We start from the raw sequence: 19,331 nt of genomic DNA, 5'->3' as shown, positions 1-19,331 counted from the left end.
TCAGATCACGTACTCGACCCAGCGGCGGCACACCGTGGCGAGGGTGCGGGCGCCGTCGGCGGCCCATACGTCGGCATTGAAGATCTCGACCTCGATGTCGCCGGTGTAGCCGGCTTCGTCGGCGAGCGCGACGAAGCCCCGCAGGTCGATGTGGCCGTCCCCGAGCATGCCGCGCGACAGCAGCGCGTCGGGCGGCAGCGGGGTGATCCAGTCCGCCAGCTGGACACTGGCGATCCGCTGCCCCGCCCGGGCGAGCTGGGCGGGCAGCTGCGGATCCCACCAGACGTGGAAGGAGTCGGCGACCACGCCCACGGCGGCGGCGGGGAACCGTTCGGCCAGATCCAGGGCCTCGCCGAGGGTGGCGAGCACGCCCCGGTCGGCGGTGTAGATCGGGTGCATGGGCTCCAGCGCCAGCCGCACGTTCCGCGCCAGGGCATGGGGAACGAGCAGGTCGAGGGCTTCGGCCACCCGGGCGCGGGCCGCGGGCAGGTCGCGGGAGCCGGGCGGGAGACCGCCGACGACCAGGACCAGGCATCCGGCGCCGAGTTCGGCGGCCTCGTCGATCGCGCGCCGGTTGTCGGCCAGGGCCCGCTGCCAGGCGTCGGGGTCGGGTGCGGTGAGGAAGCCGCCGCGGCACAGCGAGGACACGCGCAACCCGGCGTCGGCGACGAGCTTCGCGCTGGCCTTCACCCCGTACTCCTGGACGGGTTCCCGCCACAGGCCGATCGCCTCCACGCCGGCGGCGACGCATCCGGCGACCGCGTCCTGGACGCCCCACCGCTCGGTCGTCTTCTGGTTCAGCGACAGCCTGCGCAGCCGCGGGTCGCCCGGCCCGGGGGTGGGCATGGCCGCCGGACGGCCGGACGGGACGTCGGGTTCGGGCGCGGCGGAATTCACGGTTTCGGTCATCGGGCGAGTCCTGCCGTCTCGAGCAGCGACCGCATGCGGGCCGCGGCGAGGTCGGGGTCGGGCAGCAGCCCCGCGGCGTCGGCGAGCCGGAACGTCCGGGCCAGGTGCAGGACGCTGCGGCCCGACTGAAGGCCGCCGACCATGACGAAACCGGGCTGCAGCCCGGCGAGCCACGCCAGGAAGGCGATGCCGGTCTTGTAGTACGGAGTGGGGGCGGCGAAGACATGCCGGGACAGCGGCACGGTAGGGGCGAGAAGGGCGTCGTAGGCGTCCAGATCGCCCTGGTCGAGGGCGTGGAGGGCGCGGGCCGCGACCGGGGCGATGCCGGCGAAGATGCCCAGCAGCGCGTCGGAGTGGCCGGACCCGTCGCCGCGGATCAGCTCGGGGTAGTGGAAATCGTCGCCGGTGTACAGGCGGACGCCTTCGGGGAGGGAGCGCCGCAGCGCGATCTCGTGGCCGGCGTCCAGCAGGGACACCTTGACGCCGTCGACCTTGCCGGGGTTCTCCTTGATCAGGTCCAGGAACGTCGTGGTCGCGGCGCCGATGTCGGTGGAACCCCAGTAGCCGCGCAAAGCCGGGTCGAACGCCTCCCCGAGCCAGTGCAGGATCACCTTGCCTCCGCACTGGCCGATCACCCGGCGGTACACGTCCAGATAGTCGTCCGCGGACCGGGCGGTGGCCGCCAGCGCGCGGCCGGCCATGAGGATGACGCCGGCGCCCGCGTCCTCGGCCACCGCGAGCTGCTCCAGGTACGCCTCGACGATCCGGTCGAGGGGGTGCGGTCCGGCCGGGAGGTGGTCGGTGCCGACGCCGACCGCGACCGCTCCCCCGCACGCACGGGCCTCGGCGGCGCTGCGGCGGATCAGCTCGGCGGTCGCGGCCCAGTCCAGGCCCATGCCCCGCTGGGCGGTGTCCATCGCGTCCGCGACGCCGAATCCCTGAGCCCACAGGTGGCGGCGGAAGTTCAGGGTGGTCTCCCAGTCGATCGCGGCCGGCGCGCCGGGCACGTTGTCGCCGAGCGGGTCGGCCACCACGTGCGCGGCGGCGTACACGACACGGGACTTCGGCGGTCCCGGCGGCGGCGTCCAGTCGGCCGGGGCGCCGAGGGTGTGGACGGAGCCGCCGTTCTCGTCCGGCAGCCAGAGCGACGTCACAGCTCCACCGCCGGGATCTCCACGCGGCGGCCCTCGGCCGACGACCGCAGCCCGAGCTCGGCGAGCTGGATGCCGCGGACCCCGGACAGGAAGTCGTACGGGTGCGGCGCGCCCTCGGCGACGTGCCGGACGAACTGCTCCCACTGCGCCTTGAAGCCGTTGTCCAGGTCGGCGTTGTCGGGCACCTCGAGCCACTGGTCGCGGAACGGCTCGGTCACCGGCAGGTCGGGGTTCCACACCGGCATCGGCGTGTTCACCCGGTGCTGGACCCGGCAGTCGCGCAGGCCCGCGACGGCGCTGCCCTCGGTGCCGTCGACCTGGAACTCCACCAGCTCGTCCCGGTAGACCCGCACCGCCCAGGAGGAGTTGAGCTGGGCGATGATCCCGCCGTCCAGCTCGAAGATGCCGTAGGCGGCGTCGTCGGCGGTCGCCTCGTAGCTCTCGCCCCTCTCGTCGAATCGGGTGGGGATGTGCGTGGCGACCTTGGCCGTCACCGCCTGGACGTCGCCGAAGAGGTTCTCCAGGACGTAGTTCCAGTGGCAGAACATGTCGACGGTGATGCCGCCGCCGTCCTCCTTGCGGTAGTTCCAGCTGGGCCGCTGCGCCTTCTGCCAGTCGCCTTCGAACACCCAGTAGCCGAACTCGCCGCGCACCGACAGCACCCGGCCGAAGAATCCGGAGTCGAGGAGGCGCTTGAGCTTCACCAGGCCCGGCAGGTAGAGCTTGTCGTGCACCACGCCGTTGCGGACGCCGGCATCGGCGGCGGCCCTGGCCAGCTTCAGCGCGCCCTCCACCGACTCGGCGGTCGGCTTCTCGGTGTAGACGTCCCAGCCCGCGGCGATCGCGGCGAGGATCGCCTTCTCCCGCGTCTGGGTGATCTGGGCGTCGAAGTAGATGCCGGTGCCGTCCGCCAGCGCGGACTCCAGGTCGGTGGTGTAGCGCCGCAGCCCGTGCCGGTCGGCGATCTCCTTCAGCCTCGCCTCGCTGCGCCCGACGAGGATCGGGTCGAGCATCACGCGGGACCCGTCGGCGAGCAGGACGCCGCCCTGCTCGCGGATCGCCAGGACCGACCGCACCAGATGCTGGCGGTAGCCCATCCGCCCCGTCACGCCGTTCATGATCACGTTGATCGTTCGCATGGGAACCTCTCTTGGAAATCGATTTCCAAGAGGCTAAGTTCTGAGCGGACGGCGCGTCAAGCCGGTCGTCGGCTGGAAGGGGGGAACGGCGGCGCGGGTGCGCTCAGGAGGCGGGCGGAGCGGTGCTGTCGCGCAGCACGACCTCGCCGGGCACGGTGAGCAGGGTCGGCCCGCGGCCGGACCGGCCGGCGAGCGCGAGTTCCAGGACCCGCTCGCCCATGTACTCCAGGGGCAGGCGCACCGTCGTGAGCGAGGGCACCTGGTCGCGGACGGCCGGGATGTCGTCGAAACCCGCGACCGAGACCCGGTCCGGCACCGGCACACCGCGCTCGCGCAGGGCCGTCAGGGCGCCGATCGCCATCACGTCGTTGACCGCGAACACGCAGGTGGGAAGCCTGTCCTCGGCCACCAGACGGGCGGCCGCGGCGTGGCCGCCGTCCCGGGTGAAGTCGGAGTAGAGGACGTCGGCGGTCAGGCCCGCCTCCTTCAGCGGGGCGAGGAAACCCGCCATGCGCTCGTTCGCGGTGACGAGCGTCCGCTGCCCGGCCAGCACGGCGAAGCTCCGGTGGCCAAGACGCAGCATCTCCTCGGCCAGCAGGCGCGCCCCGCCCCGGTTGTCGGGCAGCACCGCGTCCGCGTTCAACCGGTCCTGTCCGATGATCGCGATCCGCCCGCCGGCCGCCTGCACCTGCCCCACCTCGGCGGCCAGGCGCTCGTTGAGCTTCCGGGAGGCCACCCGGCTGCCGGCCAGCACGATCGCCCGGACCCGCTGCCCGCGCAGCGCGGCGACGAACTCGATCTCCCGCTCCGGATCCCGGAACGTGCTGCCCAGGAACACCAGCAGCCCGCGTTCGCCGGCCAGCCGCATCACGCCCGAGGCGATCGCGGCGAAGTACGGATCGGCGACGTCGTGGACGATGAGGCCCACCAGGTCGGACTCCGACCTCGACAGCGCCCGGGCGTGCGGATTGGGCGCGTATCCCAGCTCCCGTGCGGCCGCCTCGACCCGCAGCCGCAGCTCGTCGCGGACCCGCCGGCCGCTCTCGTTGTTCAGCACCCGCGACGCCGTCGCCGCCGACACCCCGGCCAGCGCCGCCACGTCCTGCAGCCGCACGACCCGCTCCTCGGCCACGGCCCCGCCCCCTGTCCACCGCCCGGCCCCACCCGGTACCCGTTGACCGGCCCCGGACCTGCATCCTATGCGGCGGAAAACGCTTTCCAAATCGGGCCTCAAGCACCTCCCGTTGCACACGGGACGCACGCCGGCCGTTCCCGGTGGTCCAGCAGGAGGAGATCGGGAGGAGGCGACGGGAGGGCCAGTCGTTCAACGCGATGGGTCGGACGCCGGGCGCTCCGATGCACCCCTCCGGAGCGTGCTCGCTCAGACGGCGGTGTGCGGCGGCCACCGGACCCCGCAGACGTCTTCGCCGGTCTCGACGGAGGGGAACGATCCTCCTGCCTTAGGCGATGGTGACCATGCCGGCGGTGTAGACGGCGTCGGTGAGGAGGCCGGCGGTGAGGCGGATCCCGGTGAGTTCTTGGGCGAGGGCGATCATGCCCGGGATGCCGAGAGCGACGGCGCCGTCAGCGGAAGGGTCGCTCAGGTCGTAGCCGACGGCGGCCATCTCGGTGAGCAGTTCGTCGGGCGTCGTGCCGGAACGCTGGTAGGGCGACTCGAACTGGGTGCGCATTTCGCCGTCTTCCCACCAGGTGAAGAGCTTCATGCCTTTGATGTTGAGGAAGTGAGAGACGATCCGGGTTCCTTGCGATGCCGCCTCCATGAACCGGCCGTCGGTGCCGGTGAAGCCGTTGATCTCCAAGGCGAGCGTCCACGGCCCGTCCGGCCCCTCGACCCGCGCGGCGCCCACGACCTGGTGATCGTCGCACCAGTCGTGCTCCTCGAGAACGTCGTTGTCCCTTGCGGCGAAGGCCCCCAGTCCCTCGCACGCTCCCAGCACCTTCGCGTCGAGCCTCGCCAGGAACTCCCGGGGACCGAGCCCCTTGACCAGCGAGAGACAGTACTCATCGAGAAGACCGCGCCGAAAGGAACGGAACCACGAGTAGTCGGCGACCGAAGCACTCATGATCGCGATACTTGCACAAACCACGGACATTTCGGCCGACGAGCTCTTCACAAGCGCGGCGCTGAACCAGGCGCGGTCCCTGGCCGCGCCACGGTGCCGCCGGGGGCCGGGCGGAGGGCCCGGCCCCCGGCTGAGGGACCGGCTGCGGTGGGGCCGGTGCTCGGGTGACGCGTGCCGGGTAGAGGGAGCGGGGGCGCTACAGGGCTGCGATGGTCACGAGGTCGCCGTTGCGCTTGATGGGGACGCGCTGGCCGGCGACGGTGGCCTCGCGGGCCCAGGGTGCCGCCAGGTGCAGGGGCAGGCCGCCGGGCTTCGCGGCGGGGCCGGTCACCTCGATCGTCTTGTCGGCCTGGTGCAGCCGCACGGCCAGCGTCGACGACAGGGCCTGGCCGGCGGCCAGCAGGGTCTTCCCGCGCTTCCTGAGCGCGGTTCCGCCGGTGAGGAGGATGCGCTGGGCGCCGTCGTGGTGATCGACGTAGAGCATCGATCCGTTGAAGCGGTACGAGTCGACCCGGCGGGTGATCCCGTCGTCCGGTCCGCGGAAGTAGTAGCCCTCCAGGCGGCCCTTCGAGGCGGTCAGACGCAGGACGCGCCCGCCGTCAGGGGCATCCTCGCGGCGCACGGTCGCCTCGGCGTCGCTGCCCGGCGGCACCGGCAGGAGGAGCGTGTCCAGGTTCACCGTGCCGGAGGCCTTCAGGGAGTACGAGACGTACTGGGCGGGGGTCACCTGGTAGGTGACGACCGAGTAGTAGCCGTCCTGGAGCGCCGGGGTCACCGCGTCCGGTTCGGCCGGGATGATGGCCAGCTGGGTGCCCGTCGCGAACCGCGTCCGGGCGGTCGCCCGGTCCAGCTCCGGCGCGGCGTCGGGGAGCAGGTGCCAGTTCTGCTCGTAGGCGTGCTCCCCGGCGTCGGCCGGGGTGAGGGTGTCGGAGACCAGCCAGCCCACGTCGTGCAGGAACAGCACGGTGCGCCCGTGGCGGACGCCGGGGGTCGCGTCGGTGTAGCCGTCCGCGAGATCGACCCACGGCATCGAGAGGTTGCCGACGGCTCCGGCGGCATTGGGGTTCTGCGCGGTTCCGTCGATGGTGATGGTGTTGTTGGCCTGGGTGGCCGTGCGGAGCCAGGCGGCGATGGGATCGACGGCGTAGGAGTAGGTGCCCATCGCCGGCAGCAGCGGCCGGTCGTGGGCGTAGACCTGGACCGCCAGTTCGTCGGGGTGGCCGTGGTTGCCGCGGTCGGCGCCGATGCGCAGGTACCAGTCCTGCTCGGCCCAGCCGGTGCGCTGCACGGCGACGCGGGTGTCGGGATAGACGACCGACGTGTGGTCGGGGGCGGTGCCGCTCCTGCCGCTGGTGGCCACGTGGCGCAGTCGCTCGTCCTTGAGCAGGTCGGCCAGCAGGGACAGCGAGGGCCGCTGGTCGGTGTAACCGGAGTCGCCGTAGGCGGGGTCGTAGCCGTTGGGATAGGTCTGGTCGGCCAGGAACCAGGACAGGTTCTTGAGCGGGGCGACCTCGCCGGCGGAGTAGCCGTTGGCGACCAGCACGTTCGCGGTGCCGACGAAGGTGGTCGCGACCCCCATGGCATAGCTGGAGGACGCCTCGGTGTAACCGCCGTCGGGGTACAGCGAGCCGCCCAGCTGCTGGACCAGGAACACCTGCGCTCCGGCGCGCCATTGGGCCGCCCCGGCGAACTCGGGGAAGCACGCGCCGAGGTAGACCAGCGCGCTCTTGATGGTGATCATCCAGTTGGGGGTGGCGGAGGTCGTGGTCGTGAAGTACAGCCCGGCGGCGTGGATCGCCTTGAGGATCGAGGTGTTGGCGTCGGCCGTCAGCGACGGGCTCGTGCGCAGGATCTCGTAGGCGTAGGTCCAGTTCTGGAAACGCCAGGCCGCGTCGAGGTTGCGGGGGAAGCTCGCGGCGTTGACCGACGCGCCGGAGCTGTTGGCGTCGGCGATGAAGTCGGTCATCAGGCCGATGAGCCCCGCGGCGATCTTCTCGTCCCTCTCGGCGCCGTAGGCGTCGGCGAGCGGGCCGGCGAAGTAGAAGCGGGGCAGCTGGTAGGCGAACTCGTTGTCGACGTTGGCGCCCGTGGGCTTCTTCCAGGTGAAGCCGTTCGGGTCGGCCTGCCAGGAGAAGGTGTTCTGGACCGTGTTGTTCCAGCACTGGGTCTTCTCATCGAAGGTCACCTGGACCTGGTACAGCATGATCTTCTGCTCGCCGGCGCTGGTGCGGCCCGTCAGGCTGAGCGTCGCGGACTCCGGCGCGGTCACGCCCGCCAGGTCGAACCACAGGTAGGCCTTGCGCGTGTTCGCGGCGAACGCCCCCGTGCCCTCGTCGTGGACCTGGAGGGTCTCGGCGGTGCCGAACGAGGTGGCCGCGTCCGCGCCCGCGGCGATGTGGTTGCTCTGGCTCGCCGCGAGCGTGCGGACGGTGCCGTCGGCGTAGGTCAGCGTCAGCTCCGGCGTGCCGTCGGCGGCGTGCCTGCTCGCGAACTCCGCGGTGCCGGCCTCCTTGTTGCGCGCCATGAGCATGAATCCGACGCCGCCGGAGGCGACCGCGGACCGCACCGCACCACTGACGTCGGTGGTGACCTCGGCCAGGTCCGCGCCCACCGTGAAGGTGGTCTGGTAGATCTCCCCCTTGCCCAGGGTCCAGATGTGGTCGAGGAACAGGGGCACCAGCCCCGGACTGAACACCCCGTTGTAGGCCCAGGCCGGAGGGGTGCGCTTCGGGCGGGTGCGCATGTACTGCAGCAGTGCCGCGCGCGCCGCCGCGTAGTCGCCGGAACGAGCGGCGGCGGCGACGTCCGCCAGGGCGGCGTTCGCCTCGTAGTCGAACACCGGGAGGGTGCTCCACGAGCCGGTCGCGGCGTTCCACGCGCCGAAGAAGGCGGCGTCGGAGATCTCGGTCGTGGCCGCCGAGGCGGGGCCGATCGGGATGCCGACGAGCAGGGGTACCGAGCTGATCAGGGCTGCTTGGAGAACGGTTCGGCGGGTGAATGACATGGCTGTCTCCATGGCTGTGGTGATGCCGGGGGGCTGGTTGGGACGCGACCGTCCGCATGGTCATGGCGTGCCGGGGATACACGCCCTTGCGGAGATATTCCGATATCGAATGAACTCCGTCAAGGGCGAATCCGAGGAAATGGCGGCTAGATGATATCGTTTTATCTACGGTGGGCGAGAGCGGTCAGGAACGCCGCTCCTCGACCGAGCAGGGGAGGAAGAGGCGCGGCGTCCGGGTACCAGGGCGCCTCGTATTCCCAGGCCACCCAGGACCGGTCCGGGAGCAGGCTCACGCACGCTTCCAGGGGGAGCACCCCCTCTCCCAGGCCGAGGGGCGTCAGGTCCTGGCGATCGGTGACGTCCTTGACCTGGAGGTAGCCGAGATGAGGTGCGAGCGCCGCGTACGACGAGGCCGGTCTCTCCTCGGCCCGGTAGGTGTGCAGCGCGTCCCACAGCGCGCCGACCCACGGATGCCCTACCGCGGCGAGCACGCGGGCCACGTCGTGACCGCGCGGGTGCGAGTCGTGCGTCTCCAGGAGGATCCGCACCCCCGACGCCTGCGCCTCGTCGGCGACGGTCCCCAGCCGGCGCGCGGCCCGCGCGTCGGCGTCCGCCCGCGGCCCGTCGCCGCCTTGGGGGAAGACCCGCAGGTGAAGCGCGCCGAGGTCGGCGGCCAGCCTGAGTTCGTCGCGCAGGCCCGCGATGACCGGGCCGTCCGGTCCGGGCGCGGCGACACCGGTGTACCCGGCGAGCGTGAGCGGGACGATCCCGCTGGAGGCACAGGCCCGGACTGCGGCCCGGCGTTCCTCGGCGGTCATTCCCAGGTTGACGGTCTCGCCCGGGGCACAGCGCAGTTCGAGGCCCTCCCAGCCGTGTTCGCGGGCAAGGTGGAGCGTTCGGGTCAGCGGCATGCCGGGCAGGCCCAGCGTGGACAGGGCAAGACGCATGGGCGATCTCCTCTGGTAGGGACACGTCACTCGGTCGGATCGACGTCCTGGAACCCGGTGGCCGAGTCGGCCGCGACGGCGACGTTGTCGTGCCAGACGACGCGCTCCGTGACGGCGGTGGCCCCTTGTCTCCATGCGGGTTTGTAGATGCCCCACTTGAGGTAGCCGAACGTGCCGGCGGCGTCGTTGTAGGTGTTGGCCACCTGCTGGGCATTGAGGACCTGCGTCCAGCCCATGGCCTTGCCGGTCTGGTGCCAGACCTTGATGAAGCCGGTCTTCGTGTGCTCCCAGTCCACCTGGAAGACGAAGTCGTGCCAGGCGCCCGTCGTCAGCGGGGCGAGATCGTGGCCGGTCTTCGTCAGGTTGGCGCTCCCGTTGTCCTGGTGGTCGCAGAGGACCGGGTCGGAGTTGACCCGGAGACGAAGCCTGCTCGCGGACGTCGAAGTCGGCGGAAGCACCTCGAGGAACATGGCGGGTGACCGGTTCGGGTCGTCGCAGGAGGACTTCGTGCGATGCCACTGGAAGATGATGTCTTCAGCGGTGTCGTCGTCTTGCCAGGTCGAGGGGACGTAGACGCTGAAGCCGTACCAGGACGTCTGGCCGGATTGGAAGCGCGTGGCCGCGATGTTCACGGTGTCGCTCTCCGCTCTCGGGCCGCCCGAGACCGCGGGGTCCCCGTACTTCAGGTCAGCGCGGAGGGAGTAGTTCCCCGTGCGCGGGAGGCCGCCGTCGACCTTGAGGGAGTGCGTGCAGCACCCCGCCAGGCCGATTCCCGAAAGGCCGGAACTTCTCTCCCCCGTCTCGTACGTCGCGCGCACGACCGCGTCCGCGGCCGCCGGCGCCGCGGTGACCACGGGCTGGATCGCGATGAAGGCGAATGGCAGGAGGCTGCGGGCGTGCCGTGTCCTCCGGTGCGACATGGTCGGGCTCCTTTCCAACGGTGGTTCAGGCCGACCTGGTCAGCTGGCCCGGCTGGACGGCATGGGCGAAGGGGGCACCTGACGCGAGTCGGGCGAGTTCGTCCAGGGAGTGCTCGGCCAGGCGCTCGAGTTCGTTTCCCAGGGAGCCGGCGATGTGCGGGGTCAGCAGCACGCCGGGCAGCTCGTACAGGTCGGACTCGGGCGGCAGGGGCTCCGGGCAGGACACGTCGAGCACGGCGTAGATCCGGCCGGAGGCGAGTTCCCCGGTGAGGGCCTCGGTGTCGACGAGCGCGCCTCGTGCGGTGTTGATCAGGGTGGCTCCGTCGCGGAGCAGTCCCAAGCGCCTGCGGTCGATCATCTGGTGGGTCTCGGGCAGGTCGGGGGCGTGCAGAGAAACGGTGTCGGACGCGGCGATCAGGGTGTCGAGGTCGGCCAGGGTGGCGCCGAGCGACTTCGCCTCCGCCTCGTCCAGGTAGGGATCGGCGACGAGCACCTCGAAGTCGAACGGCCGCAGGAGGTCCAGCACCCGCCGGCCGATGCGCGAGGCGCCGACGATGCCGACGGTCCGGCGGTAGTTGCCGACGCCCGGGAAGTGGTCGGTCCACGGCAGGAAGGCGCGGTGCCGCCGGTAGAGGGCGCTCGTCTGCCACACCCGTTTGTGCGCGAACAGGATGGCGGCCAGCGTGAATTCGGCGACCGGGACGGCGTTGGCCGCGGCCGCCGACGAGACCGCGATGCCCCGCTCCCAGCAGGCGTCGGTGATGTGGTGCTTGACCGAGCCCGCGGTGTGGATGACCGCCCGCAGCCGGGGGGCCCGTTCCAGCACGTCGTGCTCGAGTGGCGGGCAGCCCCATCCCGTGATCAGCACGTCCACGGAATCGAGATCGCGCGCGTCGGCGAAATCCTCGATCACCTCGTCGGGATCGATGTCCGCGAGCTGTGTCAGACGGTGCGCCGCAGCCGGACGGAAAAGGGACTCCTTGACGGCTCGGCTCATGGCGAGTTTCGCCCGGAGCCGTCGCCCGGTGGTGGTGGCCATCGTTTCCCTCTCCGGTTGCGCGCTCATTTGACTGCTCCGGCCGTCATGCCCGAGCGCCAGAATCGTTGGACCGCCAGGAAGAGCACGATGAGCGGGACGATCGCCACCAGCGATCCGGTGATGGCGAGCAGGTAGTCGTCGGGATTCCCCTGGCTCAGCGCATTCGAGTTCCAGGTGTAGAGGCCGAGGTTGACGGGATAGAGGCGGTCGTCCGACAGCATCACCATGGGGAGGAAGAAGTTGTTCCAGATCGCGGTGAACTGGAAGAGCCCGATGGTGACGACCCCGGGCCGCATCATGGGCAGCGCGACCGACCAGAAGGACCTCAGCTCGCCGGCGCCGTCCACCCGCGTCGCCTCGACGACCTCGTCCGGGACATAGGAGGCGCTGAAGATGCGCGCCAGGTACACCCCGAAGGGAAAGACCAGTCCCGGCACGAAGACGCCCCAGAATCCGTTGACCAGGCCGACGTTGGACGCGAGCAGGTAGGTCGGCAGGACCAGGGCGGCCGAGGGGATCATCACGCCCACCAGGACCAGGCCGTAGAGCGCCTCCTTGCCGCGGAAGGCGAACTTGTCGAAGGCGTAGCCCGCCATCGCGCAGATGAAGGCGGCGAGTACCGCTCCCCCGCCCGCGTACAGAAGCGTGTTCCACAACCACCGGAGGTAGATGCCGCCGTCCGCGGCGAACAGGTGGTGCAGGTTGTTCGGCAGATTGAAGTGCCTGCCGGGGGCGAACCCGTTCGTCCCGAACAGGTCGGTCAGGTTCTTGGTCGACGCCATCAGGAGCCAGAGCGGCGGCAGGACGGTGTAGCAGACGACGACCAGCAGGATCAGGTTGACGCCGACCCGTGACAGCGAGGCGGGGGCGCGAGGCCCTCGCCGCCGCGACGGACCCTGTGCGGTGGTCGTCCGGGGCGGTGGGCCGGACGGGTGCCGTTCGGCCGGACGCGCGCTGGATCCGGCAGCCGGGGGCGCGGCCTGCGCACGTCTGAGGGTCTTGATCATGGCTGGCTCCGTCGGTCGGTGAGGCGCATGACGGCGAAGGACAGCAGGGCCGCGATGCCCGCGATCAGGAGCGACGCGGCGGCCGCAAGGCCGTAGTCATTGCGGCTGAAGGCCGCGTCCTGGGTGTAGAGGTTCGGGGTCCAGGCGCTGGTGATCGAGGTGGAGGCCTGAGCGAGGATCTTCGGCTCGTTGAACAGCTGGATGCCCCCGATGATCGTGAAGAGGGCGGCCATGGTGACGGCGGGCCGGATCAGCGGCGCCTTGATCCGCAGGGCGACCTGCATCCGGTCGGCACCGTCCATGGTGGCCGCTTCGATCACCTCGCGCGGGATCGCCTGCAGCGCGGCGTAGAAGATGACGACGTTGTATCCCATCCACTGCCACATCCCGATGTTGACCACCGACAGCAGCGGATGCGTGCTCGCCACACCCGCGCTGCCCTGTCCCTGGCCGAGCCAGTCGGTCACGGGGCTGAGCCCCGGGGTGTAGAGGTAGAGCCAGATGAGGGCCGCGATCAGCCCGGGGACCGCGTGCGGGATGAACAAGGTCGTCTGGGTGAACCGCCGGGCAACGGCCAGACCCGAGTCCAGGAGCAGCGCGACGGCCAGCGCGCAGCCGATCATGACGGGGACATAGACGGCCACATAGGCGCCGATGGTGATGAACCCGTCCTGGAACGTGGAATCGGTCGCCGCCTTGACGTAATTGCCCAGGCCGGCGAACTCGCGCCGCGCGCCACCGAGACCCAGGCCCGACGAGCGCTCGGTGAACAGGCTCAACCATGCCGCGTAGCCCAGCGGCACGATGGTGACGATGAGGAAGAGGATGAGGAACGGCGAGAGGAACAGGCCGGCGCTGCGCCCTTGTCGCCGGGTCATGGAGGTCACCATGATCGACTCCTGTGCTGGTCTGCGGGCCGGCATGCGGGCGGAGCCGATGGCCCCGCCTGCGGACATGCCGGCCCTGGCGGGTGGATCACTGGGCGACGGTCAGTCCCCGGTCCTTCAGCGCCTTCACCGTGGCGTCCTGGACCTGCGAGAAGATGTCGGTGAGCTGGGCCGAACCGTCCGCGGCCTTGCCGAGCCGGTCGTTGAAGGCCGATTCCGTGGTGGCCATCGCCGGTCCCCAGCGCCATCCGGGCACGGCGGAGTCGTAGGAGTCGGTGAGGACCGCGTAGATGTCCTGCCCGCCGAAGTACTCGGTGGTGAAGCCCTTCTTGGCTTCGGGCACGAGGGTGGGAGCCGCCGGATACATGCTGGAGACGCCGGTCCCGAACCACGCCGCGATGCCCTGGGGATCAGTGGTGATCCACTTGATGAACTCCAGCGCGGCAGCGGAGTTCTTCGCCCCCTTGGGGACGATGAAGGAGGATCCGCCCCACATGGCCGAGGCGCTCTCGCCGTCCCAGCTCGGCAGTTCCGCGACGGCCCAGTCGCCGCTCTGGTCCGGCACCGTCGCCTTCAGGTTGCCGGCGCACCAGGAGGCGCAGAAGTACCCGACGAGGTCGTTGTTCTGGATGTCCTGCCAGAACTGGTCGGTGTAGTCGGGGAAGGAGGTGACCAGGTCGTTCTTCAGCAGGTCCTGCCAGTACCCGGCGACCTTCAGGGACGGCTCGTCGTTGATGCCGACGGCCCAGGAGTCGCCCTCGGCGCCGAACCACTTGCCGCCGGCCTGCCATGACAGCGCGCTGAGCAGGTTGTAGTTGCCCGTGAGGTAGGCGCCCGCCCTCTTGCCGCTGTCGATCGACTTCACCTTCGCCGCGAGCGTCTTGTAGTCGGCCCAGGTCTCGGGGACGGACAGCTCGTGCTCGTCGAAGAAGTCCTTGCGGTAGAAGTACAGCATCGCCGACGCGTCGCGCGGCACGCCCCACGTCTTGCCGCCGAGCGTCACGAGTTCCTGGATGGCTCCGGGGAACGTCTTCTGCACCACCGGCCCCACCTCGCCGGTCAGGTCGGTGGCGCCGCCGAGGCTGACGATCTCGGGAAGCCGGGTGTACTCCGCCACCGCCGCGTCGGGCACTTGGCCGGACTTCATGGCGTTGGACAGCTTGGTGTAGTAATCCGGGCCGCCGGCCTGGTTCACGAAGTTCACCTTGATGCCGGGATGCGACTCGTTGAACGCGGCGGCGACCGCGTCCGAGCCCCTGAGGAAGGACCAGAAGGTGACCTGCCCCTCGCCGGGCTCGGCGCCGACCTCCTGGCCGCCCGAAGAGCAGGCGCTGACCAGCGACAAGGCGGTGACCGCGGCGAGCGCGGCCAAGGGCTTCCATCGGAACATGTTCACTCCCGTCGAGTTGATGCGACATGACTATTCGATATCGAATGGCACTCTGTCAAGAGTCATCCCGGTATCGCTGGCCTGAACTCCCAAGAAGCGATATCGTTTACAGACGTGCCGACGACGAGAGAGGCGGCAATCATCATGCTTGCGGACGGCAGGCACCAAGCGATCATCAAGACGGTCAAAGCCCGAGGATCGATTACGGTCCGTGAACTCGCCGAGGAAATAGGGGTGGCGGTCGTCACGGTTCGTAATGATGTGCGCGAGCTGGCTCGGCGCGGCACGTTGCTCCGCGTGCACGGCGGAGTCGTCTGGCCTCCCGGGCCGCAAGCGACCGACCAGACGGTGCCGGAGGCCGACGGCGGACGCCTGTCGGCCGGGCTGACTGCGACAGGGCGATCGCGGAAGGAAGCCGCCGAGGAGTACAGCCTGGGCATGGTGGTCCCGCACTCGTCGTACTACTACCCGGAGGTCGTCAGCGGTGCCAGGGCGGCCGCGGAGGCACTCGGGGCGAAGCTGACCCTGGGCGTGTCCCGCAACGCCTTCACCGAGGAGCACGCCCTGGTCGCCCAGATGCTGCAGACGGGCGTCGACGGACTGCTTCTCACCACGGCCGAGGACCCCCGCACCTCACCCGCCACCGAGGACTGGCTGAGAGGACTCCCCGTCCCCGTCGTCCTCGTCGAGCGCCGGATCGGACGGAACACCGGCCCGGTCGAGCACGTGGCCACCGACCACGAGTGGGGGGCCTACCTTGCCGTGCGCCATCTGGCCGAGCAGGGGCGCACCCGCATCGCGCTGCTGCAGTTCGACACCTTGACCGCTCCCATGCTGCAGATCGGATACCAGCAGGCCATGACCGCCTTGGACCTGCGGCCATGCGCGCCCGAGGTCCCCTGCCTGCTCCTCGAGGACGACCCAGCCGACCTGGACGACAAGTGCGAGCGGCTCGTGCGCGCCGTGAAGGACGGCCAGGTCGACGCGGTCCTGATCCACAACGACTCGATCGCCCTTCCGCTGGTGAGCCGGCTGCAGGCGGCCGGCATCGGGATTCCGGGAGACCTCGCCGTCGTCACCTACGACGACGAGCTGGCCTCGCTCGCCTCCCCGCCCCTCACCAGCGTGGCGCCGCCCCGGCGCACGGTCGGCGCCGAAGCCGTCGAGCTGCTCGTCAGGAGACTGCAAGACCCTGACCGGCCGGCACACCACCTCACGCTGCACCCGAAACTCAACATTCGGGGCTGACCTCCAGGGGGCCGGCAGGCGCTTCCGATCGGGCGACCCGGTGCGCGGGCGGGCACCGTGCTTCCGGGATGATGCGGGGCATGGAAGTCGCCTCCGCCTCCGCCGAACCGGGTCGGACCTGGAACTCGCCGCACTGGACCGCCGACGACATCGGGCCCGATTTCGCGCCGATGCTCGACGCCATGCGGGTCTTCCATCACAGGCTCGCGGGCGCCCGGCTGCCGGATGATCTCACCGAGGAGATGCGCGGGATCTTCGAGCGGCTCGGGGAGCGGCTGCTCGAGCATCAGGTGCCGGAGGAGCGGCAGATCGCCGGACGGATCGACATCCCCGGGCGCGGCCAGCTGCTCGTCCCGAACTACGAGCTCGACGCGGTGGAGCCCGACTTCCTCGCGGGGCGGCTGACGTACGGGCGGCACTTCCTCGGCCGGAACGGCGCCGTCTACGGGGGCGCGATCCCGCTGCTGTTCGACTCGGTGCTCGGCCGCCTCGCCAACGGCCCCGGCAGGCCCGCCTCCCGGACCGCCTACCTCCACGTCGACTACCGCTCGATCACCCCGATCGAGACCGAGCTCCGCTTCACCGCCGAGGTCGCCCGCCAGGAGGGCCGCAAACGCTTCATCCGCGGCACCCTTTCGCACGGCGGCACCCTCTGCGCCGACGTCGACGCCCTCTTCCTCGTCCTGCGCCCCCACCAGCGGTGACCCGCGGGGGCGGATCGGGATTTCCGCGGGCTTGGAGCGGGCTTGGGGGTGGGCAGGTGGGGCGCGCCTAAGTTGGAGGCATGGGTGAGGAGATCGTCACCGCGGCGACCCGGCTCTTCGCCGCGCTCGGGTACGACGGGGTCACCGGGGCGATGATCGCCGAGACGGCGGGGGTCGCCGAGGGCGACGTCGCGGCGCTCGGGGGCAAGGCGGGGGTCTACCAGGCGGTGATGGGCCGGGTGCTGGCCTTGCAGGTCAAGCTGCTGGACGAGATGCACCGGGTGCTCACCCCGGACGTCGCCGGGCTGCACGGCATGGTCGACATGTTCGTCGACTTCTACGAGCGGCATCCCGAGGCGATCGCGCTCTGGCAGCACCGCGGGCTGTCCGACGCCGCCGACCTGCCGAATGTGGAAAGCGCCTACGCCACCCCCGTCATCCAGGGCATAAGCGACATCCTCGGTCGCGCGGGCCTCTCCGAGCGCGCCCGCCACACCCTCCTGAACGTCCTCGGCTGGTGCTTCTACGGCTTCATGACCATCGGCCTGATCCACCCCGACGGCGGCGCCTCCCGCTGGGAGGACGCCACCGCCCGAGCCCGCTTCCGCCTCGAGTGCCACCACGTCATCGACGTCGTCGCCGCCGCCGACCCCCCGGCGTCCGCCGCCACCCCGGACAGCGGCCTCTCCTGACCCGGGGCAGGGGTCAGCGGGAGGTCCAGCCGCCGTCCACGACGAGGGTCTGGCCGGTCATGAAGGAGCTGGCGTCGCTGGCGAGGAGGAGCATGACGCCGTCGAGTTCCTCGGGGGCGCCGGTGCGGCCCATCGGGGTGTTGCGGCGGAGCCATCCGGCGCCGCGCTCGTCGGCGAAGAAGTCCTCGGTGACCTCGGTGGCGAACCAGCCGGGGGCGATCGCGTTGACGCGGACGCCCTTCGAGGCCCACTGGACGCCGAGTTCGCGGGTCATGTTGACCACGGCGCCCTTGGCGGCGGTGTAAGAGACCTGGGACGTCGGGTAGGCGGCGCCGAGGCCGAGGATCGACGCGATGTTGACGATGCTGCCGCGGCCCGCCTCGATCATCGGGCGGGCGAACAGCTGGGCCAGCGCGAACGTGGCGGTGAGGTTCAGCGCGAGGACGCGCTCGAAGGACTCGATCGACTCCTCGAGCGCGGGCTTGGCGACACCGTGTCCCGCGTTGTTCACCAGGAGGTCGACCTTGCCCTCGCGCGTCATGACCGTCTCGAACAGGGCCTGGCGCGCGTCGGCGTCCGTCACGTCGCAGGTGACGGGCACGACCCCGGGCACCCTCTCGGCCAGCGCCTCAAGCCGGTCCTTGCGCCGCGCGGCGGCGAAGACCGTCGCCCCGCTGCCCGCCAGCAGCTCGGCGAACCGCAGCCCGAGCCCGCTCGACGCCCCGGTCACCACGGCCACCCGCCCGGTCAGATCCGCCGACAGCTTCCCGACACTCATGCGCGCCCCTCCACAGGTACATAAACGGATGCTTACTGTACTGAGCGCCCCGCCCCGTCCCGGAACCGGAGGGGCGGCGGGCCCAGGGGACGCCGGGCCGCGGGACCGCGAGCCGGGCGAAATGACGGCTTCGTTCCTTATGAACGTTGCACCCGCGTCGGGTGGCTTTAACGACGGAAATATGGATCGATCCATTCCGTCATGCGCTGAACATTTATCAGGCAACTGAGTAAGAGAATTGCAGAACACTCAAAAAGTCACGGGTTCCGCTGCTCGTCCCGTTCGGCTACAAATGGTGGCGGACGGCTGGAAGGCGGGAGGGCCACCCCCTGCGGCCGCACCGAGCGCCGCGGTCTCCCCCGCCCGCCGGCGGCCGGGGACGGGGGGTTTCGAACGGCCTTCACCACCGCGAAAGGAACCCCGCATGTTCGTCCCGATCTCCCTCGCCTTCCTCTCGGGATGCCTTTACTACCTGGGGTTCGTGTTCTTCAAGGAGGCCGCCGCGGTGCTGCCGCCGTTGCGCGGCACCCAGCCCGGCCATTTCCTCGCGACGGTGGTGCGCAACGGCAGGTGGCTCGCCGGGGTCACGCTCATGGGCGGGGGCGTGGTGATCCAGGTCGTCGCGGCGCCCCGGCTTTCGCTGCCGGTCCTCGTCACCGCACTGCTCGCCGGGCTCGTCCCCCTCGTCGCCCTGTCCGTCCTGGTGACCGGGGAGCGGATCGGCGGCGCCGAGGCCGCCTGGCTGACCGCCATGGCCGCGGGCGGCCTGCTCGTCTCCTGGTCCGACCCGCCGACCCCCGCCGAGATCCCCGGCGCCTCCCTGGCGCTGCTGGCGCTGCCGTCGCTGGGGCTGCCGATCCTGCTGTTCACGATCGGCGACGTCAAACCCGACGGCAGGCACGCCAGGCCCCTGACGGGCATCGCCTACGGGATCGGCGCGGGCATCCTCGTCGGCCTCGCCGAGCTCGCGTTCAACCTCCAGGCCCGGGCCGACTTCCACGGCCCCCTCACGATCCCGCTCCTCCTGCTCTTCCTCACCGCGGTGACCATCGGCGTCGCGCAGCTCCAGATGGCCTTGCAGCGGTGCAGGCTGCTCACCGTGGTGTTCGTCGCGACGGTCGTCGCCAAGGCGTACCTCGTCATCGGGTACGGCCTCGTCACCGCGCGGCTGCCCGGCGAGTCCTTCGGGGCCTTCTGGCTGCTGGTCCCCGGCGTCGTCCTCATCGGCGTCTCGCTCGTCCTGATCCCCCGGCACGAGCCCGCGGCCGAGGACCCCGCGGATGCGCTCCCGCCCCTCCCGCCGGCCCGTCCTCTCGCGCCGCCCGCGGCTCCGGTCGCGCCGTTCGCCGCCCCTCCGATGCCGCCCGCCGCCCCGCCCGCGCCCGTGCGGCGGCGCCCGCAGGGGCCGCCGCACGGGCGCTGACGGCGG

The 19,331-nt window shown here is 70.8% G+C and carries 17 protein-coding genes; 4 read left to right on the top strand and 13 right to left on the bottom strand.

Annotated elements, in window-relative coordinates:
* The 12 genes from EDD29_RS12935 to EDD29_RS12880 form a co-directional block, all read right to left on the bottom strand.
* Entirely contained in the window at nt 1-909 is a 909-nt protein-coding gene (locus tag EDD29_RS12935; RefSeq protein WP_123664640.1) for a sugar phosphate isomerase/epimerase family protein, read from the bottom strand.
* Nucleotides 906-2,063, bottom strand: a complete 1,158-nt coding sequence (locus tag EDD29_RS12930) for a dihydrodipicolinate synthase family protein (RefSeq protein WP_123664639.1) — start codon at nt 2,061-2,063, stop codon at nt 906-908. The genes EDD29_RS12935 and EDD29_RS12930 overlap by 4 nt, the downstream gene beginning before the upstream one ends.
* Nucleotides 2,060-3,202 carry a Gfo/Idh/MocA family protein gene (locus EDD29_RS12925; RefSeq protein WP_123664638.1) on the bottom strand — a complete coding sequence of 381 codons (1,143 nt, stop codon included), beginning with the start codon at nt 3,200-3,202 and terminating at the stop codon, nt 2,060-2,062. Before EDD29_RS12925 ends, EDD29_RS12930 begins: the two co-directional genes overlap by 4 nt.
* A 103-nt stretch (nt 3,203-3,305) precedes the next feature.
* Nucleotides 3,306-4,316: a LacI family DNA-binding transcriptional regulator gene (locus tag EDD29_RS12920; RefSeq protein ID WP_123670444.1), complete on the bottom strand. Its 1,011-nt coding sequence runs from the start codon at nt 4,314-4,316 to the stop codon at nt 3,306-3,308.
* 346 nt (nt 4,317-4,662) lie between these two features.
* Complete coding sequence (locus tag EDD29_RS12915) at nt 4,663-5,286, bottom strand: DUF6461 domain-containing protein (RefSeq protein WP_148085944.1); 624 nt, start codon at nt 5,284-5,286, stop codon at nt 4,663-4,665.
* 196 nt (nt 5,287-5,482) lie between these two features.
* A complete protein-coding gene (locus EDD29_RS12910) occupies nt 5,483-8,290 on the bottom strand; it encodes a heparinase II/III family protein (protein ID WP_123664636.1) in 2,808 nt (935 codons plus the stop codon).
* Nucleotides 8,291-8,451: 161 nt separating this feature from the next.
* Nucleotides 8,452-9,237, bottom strand: a complete 786-nt coding sequence (locus tag EDD29_RS12905) for a sugar phosphate isomerase/epimerase family protein (protein WP_123664635.1) — start codon at nt 9,235-9,237, stop codon at nt 8,452-8,454.
* 26 nt (nt 9,238-9,263) lie between these two features.
* Nucleotides 9,264-10,157 (bottom strand): polysaccharide lyase family 20 protein, encoded by an 894-nt coding sequence (locus EDD29_RS12900; protein ID WP_123664634.1) that lies wholly within the window; start codon nt 10,155-10,157, stop codon nt 9,264-9,266.
* Between the two features lie 25 nt (nt 10,158-10,182).
* Nucleotides 10,183-11,196: a hydroxyacid dehydrogenase gene (locus EDD29_RS12895; RefSeq protein WP_123664633.1), complete on the bottom strand. Its 1,014-nt coding sequence runs from the start codon at nt 11,194-11,196 to the stop codon at nt 10,183-10,185.
* Between the two features lie 23 nt (nt 11,197-11,219).
* A complete protein-coding gene (locus tag EDD29_RS12890) occupies nt 11,220-12,203 on the bottom strand; it encodes a carbohydrate ABC transporter permease (protein WP_123664632.1) in 984 nt (327 codons plus the stop codon).
* Entirely contained in the window at nt 12,200-13,093 is an 894-nt protein-coding gene (locus EDD29_RS12885) for a carbohydrate ABC transporter permease (protein ID WP_123664631.1), read from the bottom strand. Before EDD29_RS12885 ends, EDD29_RS12890 begins: the two co-directional genes overlap by 4 nt.
* An 85-nt stretch (nt 13,094-13,178) precedes the next feature.
* Nucleotides 13,179-14,480 carry an ABC transporter substrate-binding protein gene (locus EDD29_RS12880; RefSeq protein ID WP_123664630.1) on the bottom strand — a complete coding sequence of 434 codons (1,302 nt, stop codon included), beginning with the start codon at nt 14,478-14,480 and terminating at the stop codon, nt 13,179-13,181.
* Between the two features lie 144 nt (nt 14,481-14,624).
* On the opposite strand from EDD29_RS12880, the gene EDD29_RS12875 reads away from it, so the two are divergent.
* From EDD29_RS12875 to EDD29_RS12865, 3 genes are all read left to right on the top strand, one after another.
* Nucleotides 14,625-15,728: a LacI family DNA-binding transcriptional regulator gene (locus EDD29_RS12875; protein WP_123664629.1), complete on the top strand. Its 1,104-nt coding sequence runs from the start codon at nt 14,625-14,627 to the stop codon at nt 15,726-15,728.
* 80 nt (nt 15,729-15,808) lie between these two features.
* Nucleotides 15,809-16,432 carry a PaaI family thioesterase gene (locus EDD29_RS12870; RefSeq protein WP_211359679.1) on the top strand — a complete coding sequence of 208 codons (624 nt, stop codon included), beginning with the start codon at nt 15,809-15,811 and terminating at the stop codon, nt 16,430-16,432.
* 80 nt (nt 16,433-16,512) lie between these two features.
* Nucleotides 16,513-17,124 carry a TetR/AcrR family transcriptional regulator gene (locus tag EDD29_RS12865; RefSeq protein ID WP_123664628.1) on the top strand — a complete coding sequence of 204 codons (612 nt, stop codon included), beginning with the start codon at nt 16,513-16,515 and terminating at the stop codon, nt 17,122-17,124.
* Between the two features lie 13 nt (nt 17,125-17,137).
* Here the strand turns inward: EDD29_RS12865 and EDD29_RS12860 are convergent, their stop codons facing one another.
* Nucleotides 17,138-17,902, bottom strand: coding sequence for an SDR family NAD(P)-dependent oxidoreductase (locus EDD29_RS12860; RefSeq protein WP_123664627.1), 765 nt, complete (start codon nt 17,900-17,902; stop codon nt 17,138-17,140).
* Nucleotides 17,903-18,326: 424 nt separating this feature from the next.
* Here EDD29_RS12860 and EDD29_RS12855 point away from each other — a divergent pair, with 424 nt between their 5' ends.
* Nucleotides 18,327-19,325, top strand: a complete 999-nt coding sequence (locus EDD29_RS12855) for a hypothetical protein (protein WP_123664626.1) — start codon at nt 18,327-18,329, stop codon at nt 19,323-19,325.
* Nucleotides 19,326-19,331 lie beyond the last annotated feature (6 nt).

This window comes from Actinocorallia herbida, from assembly GCF_003751225.1.
Lineage (GTDB): Bacteria > Actinomycetota > Actinomycetes > Streptosporangiales > Streptosporangiaceae > Actinocorallia > Actinocorallia herbida.
This window is presented reverse-complemented; position numbering and strand designations above follow the sequence as displayed.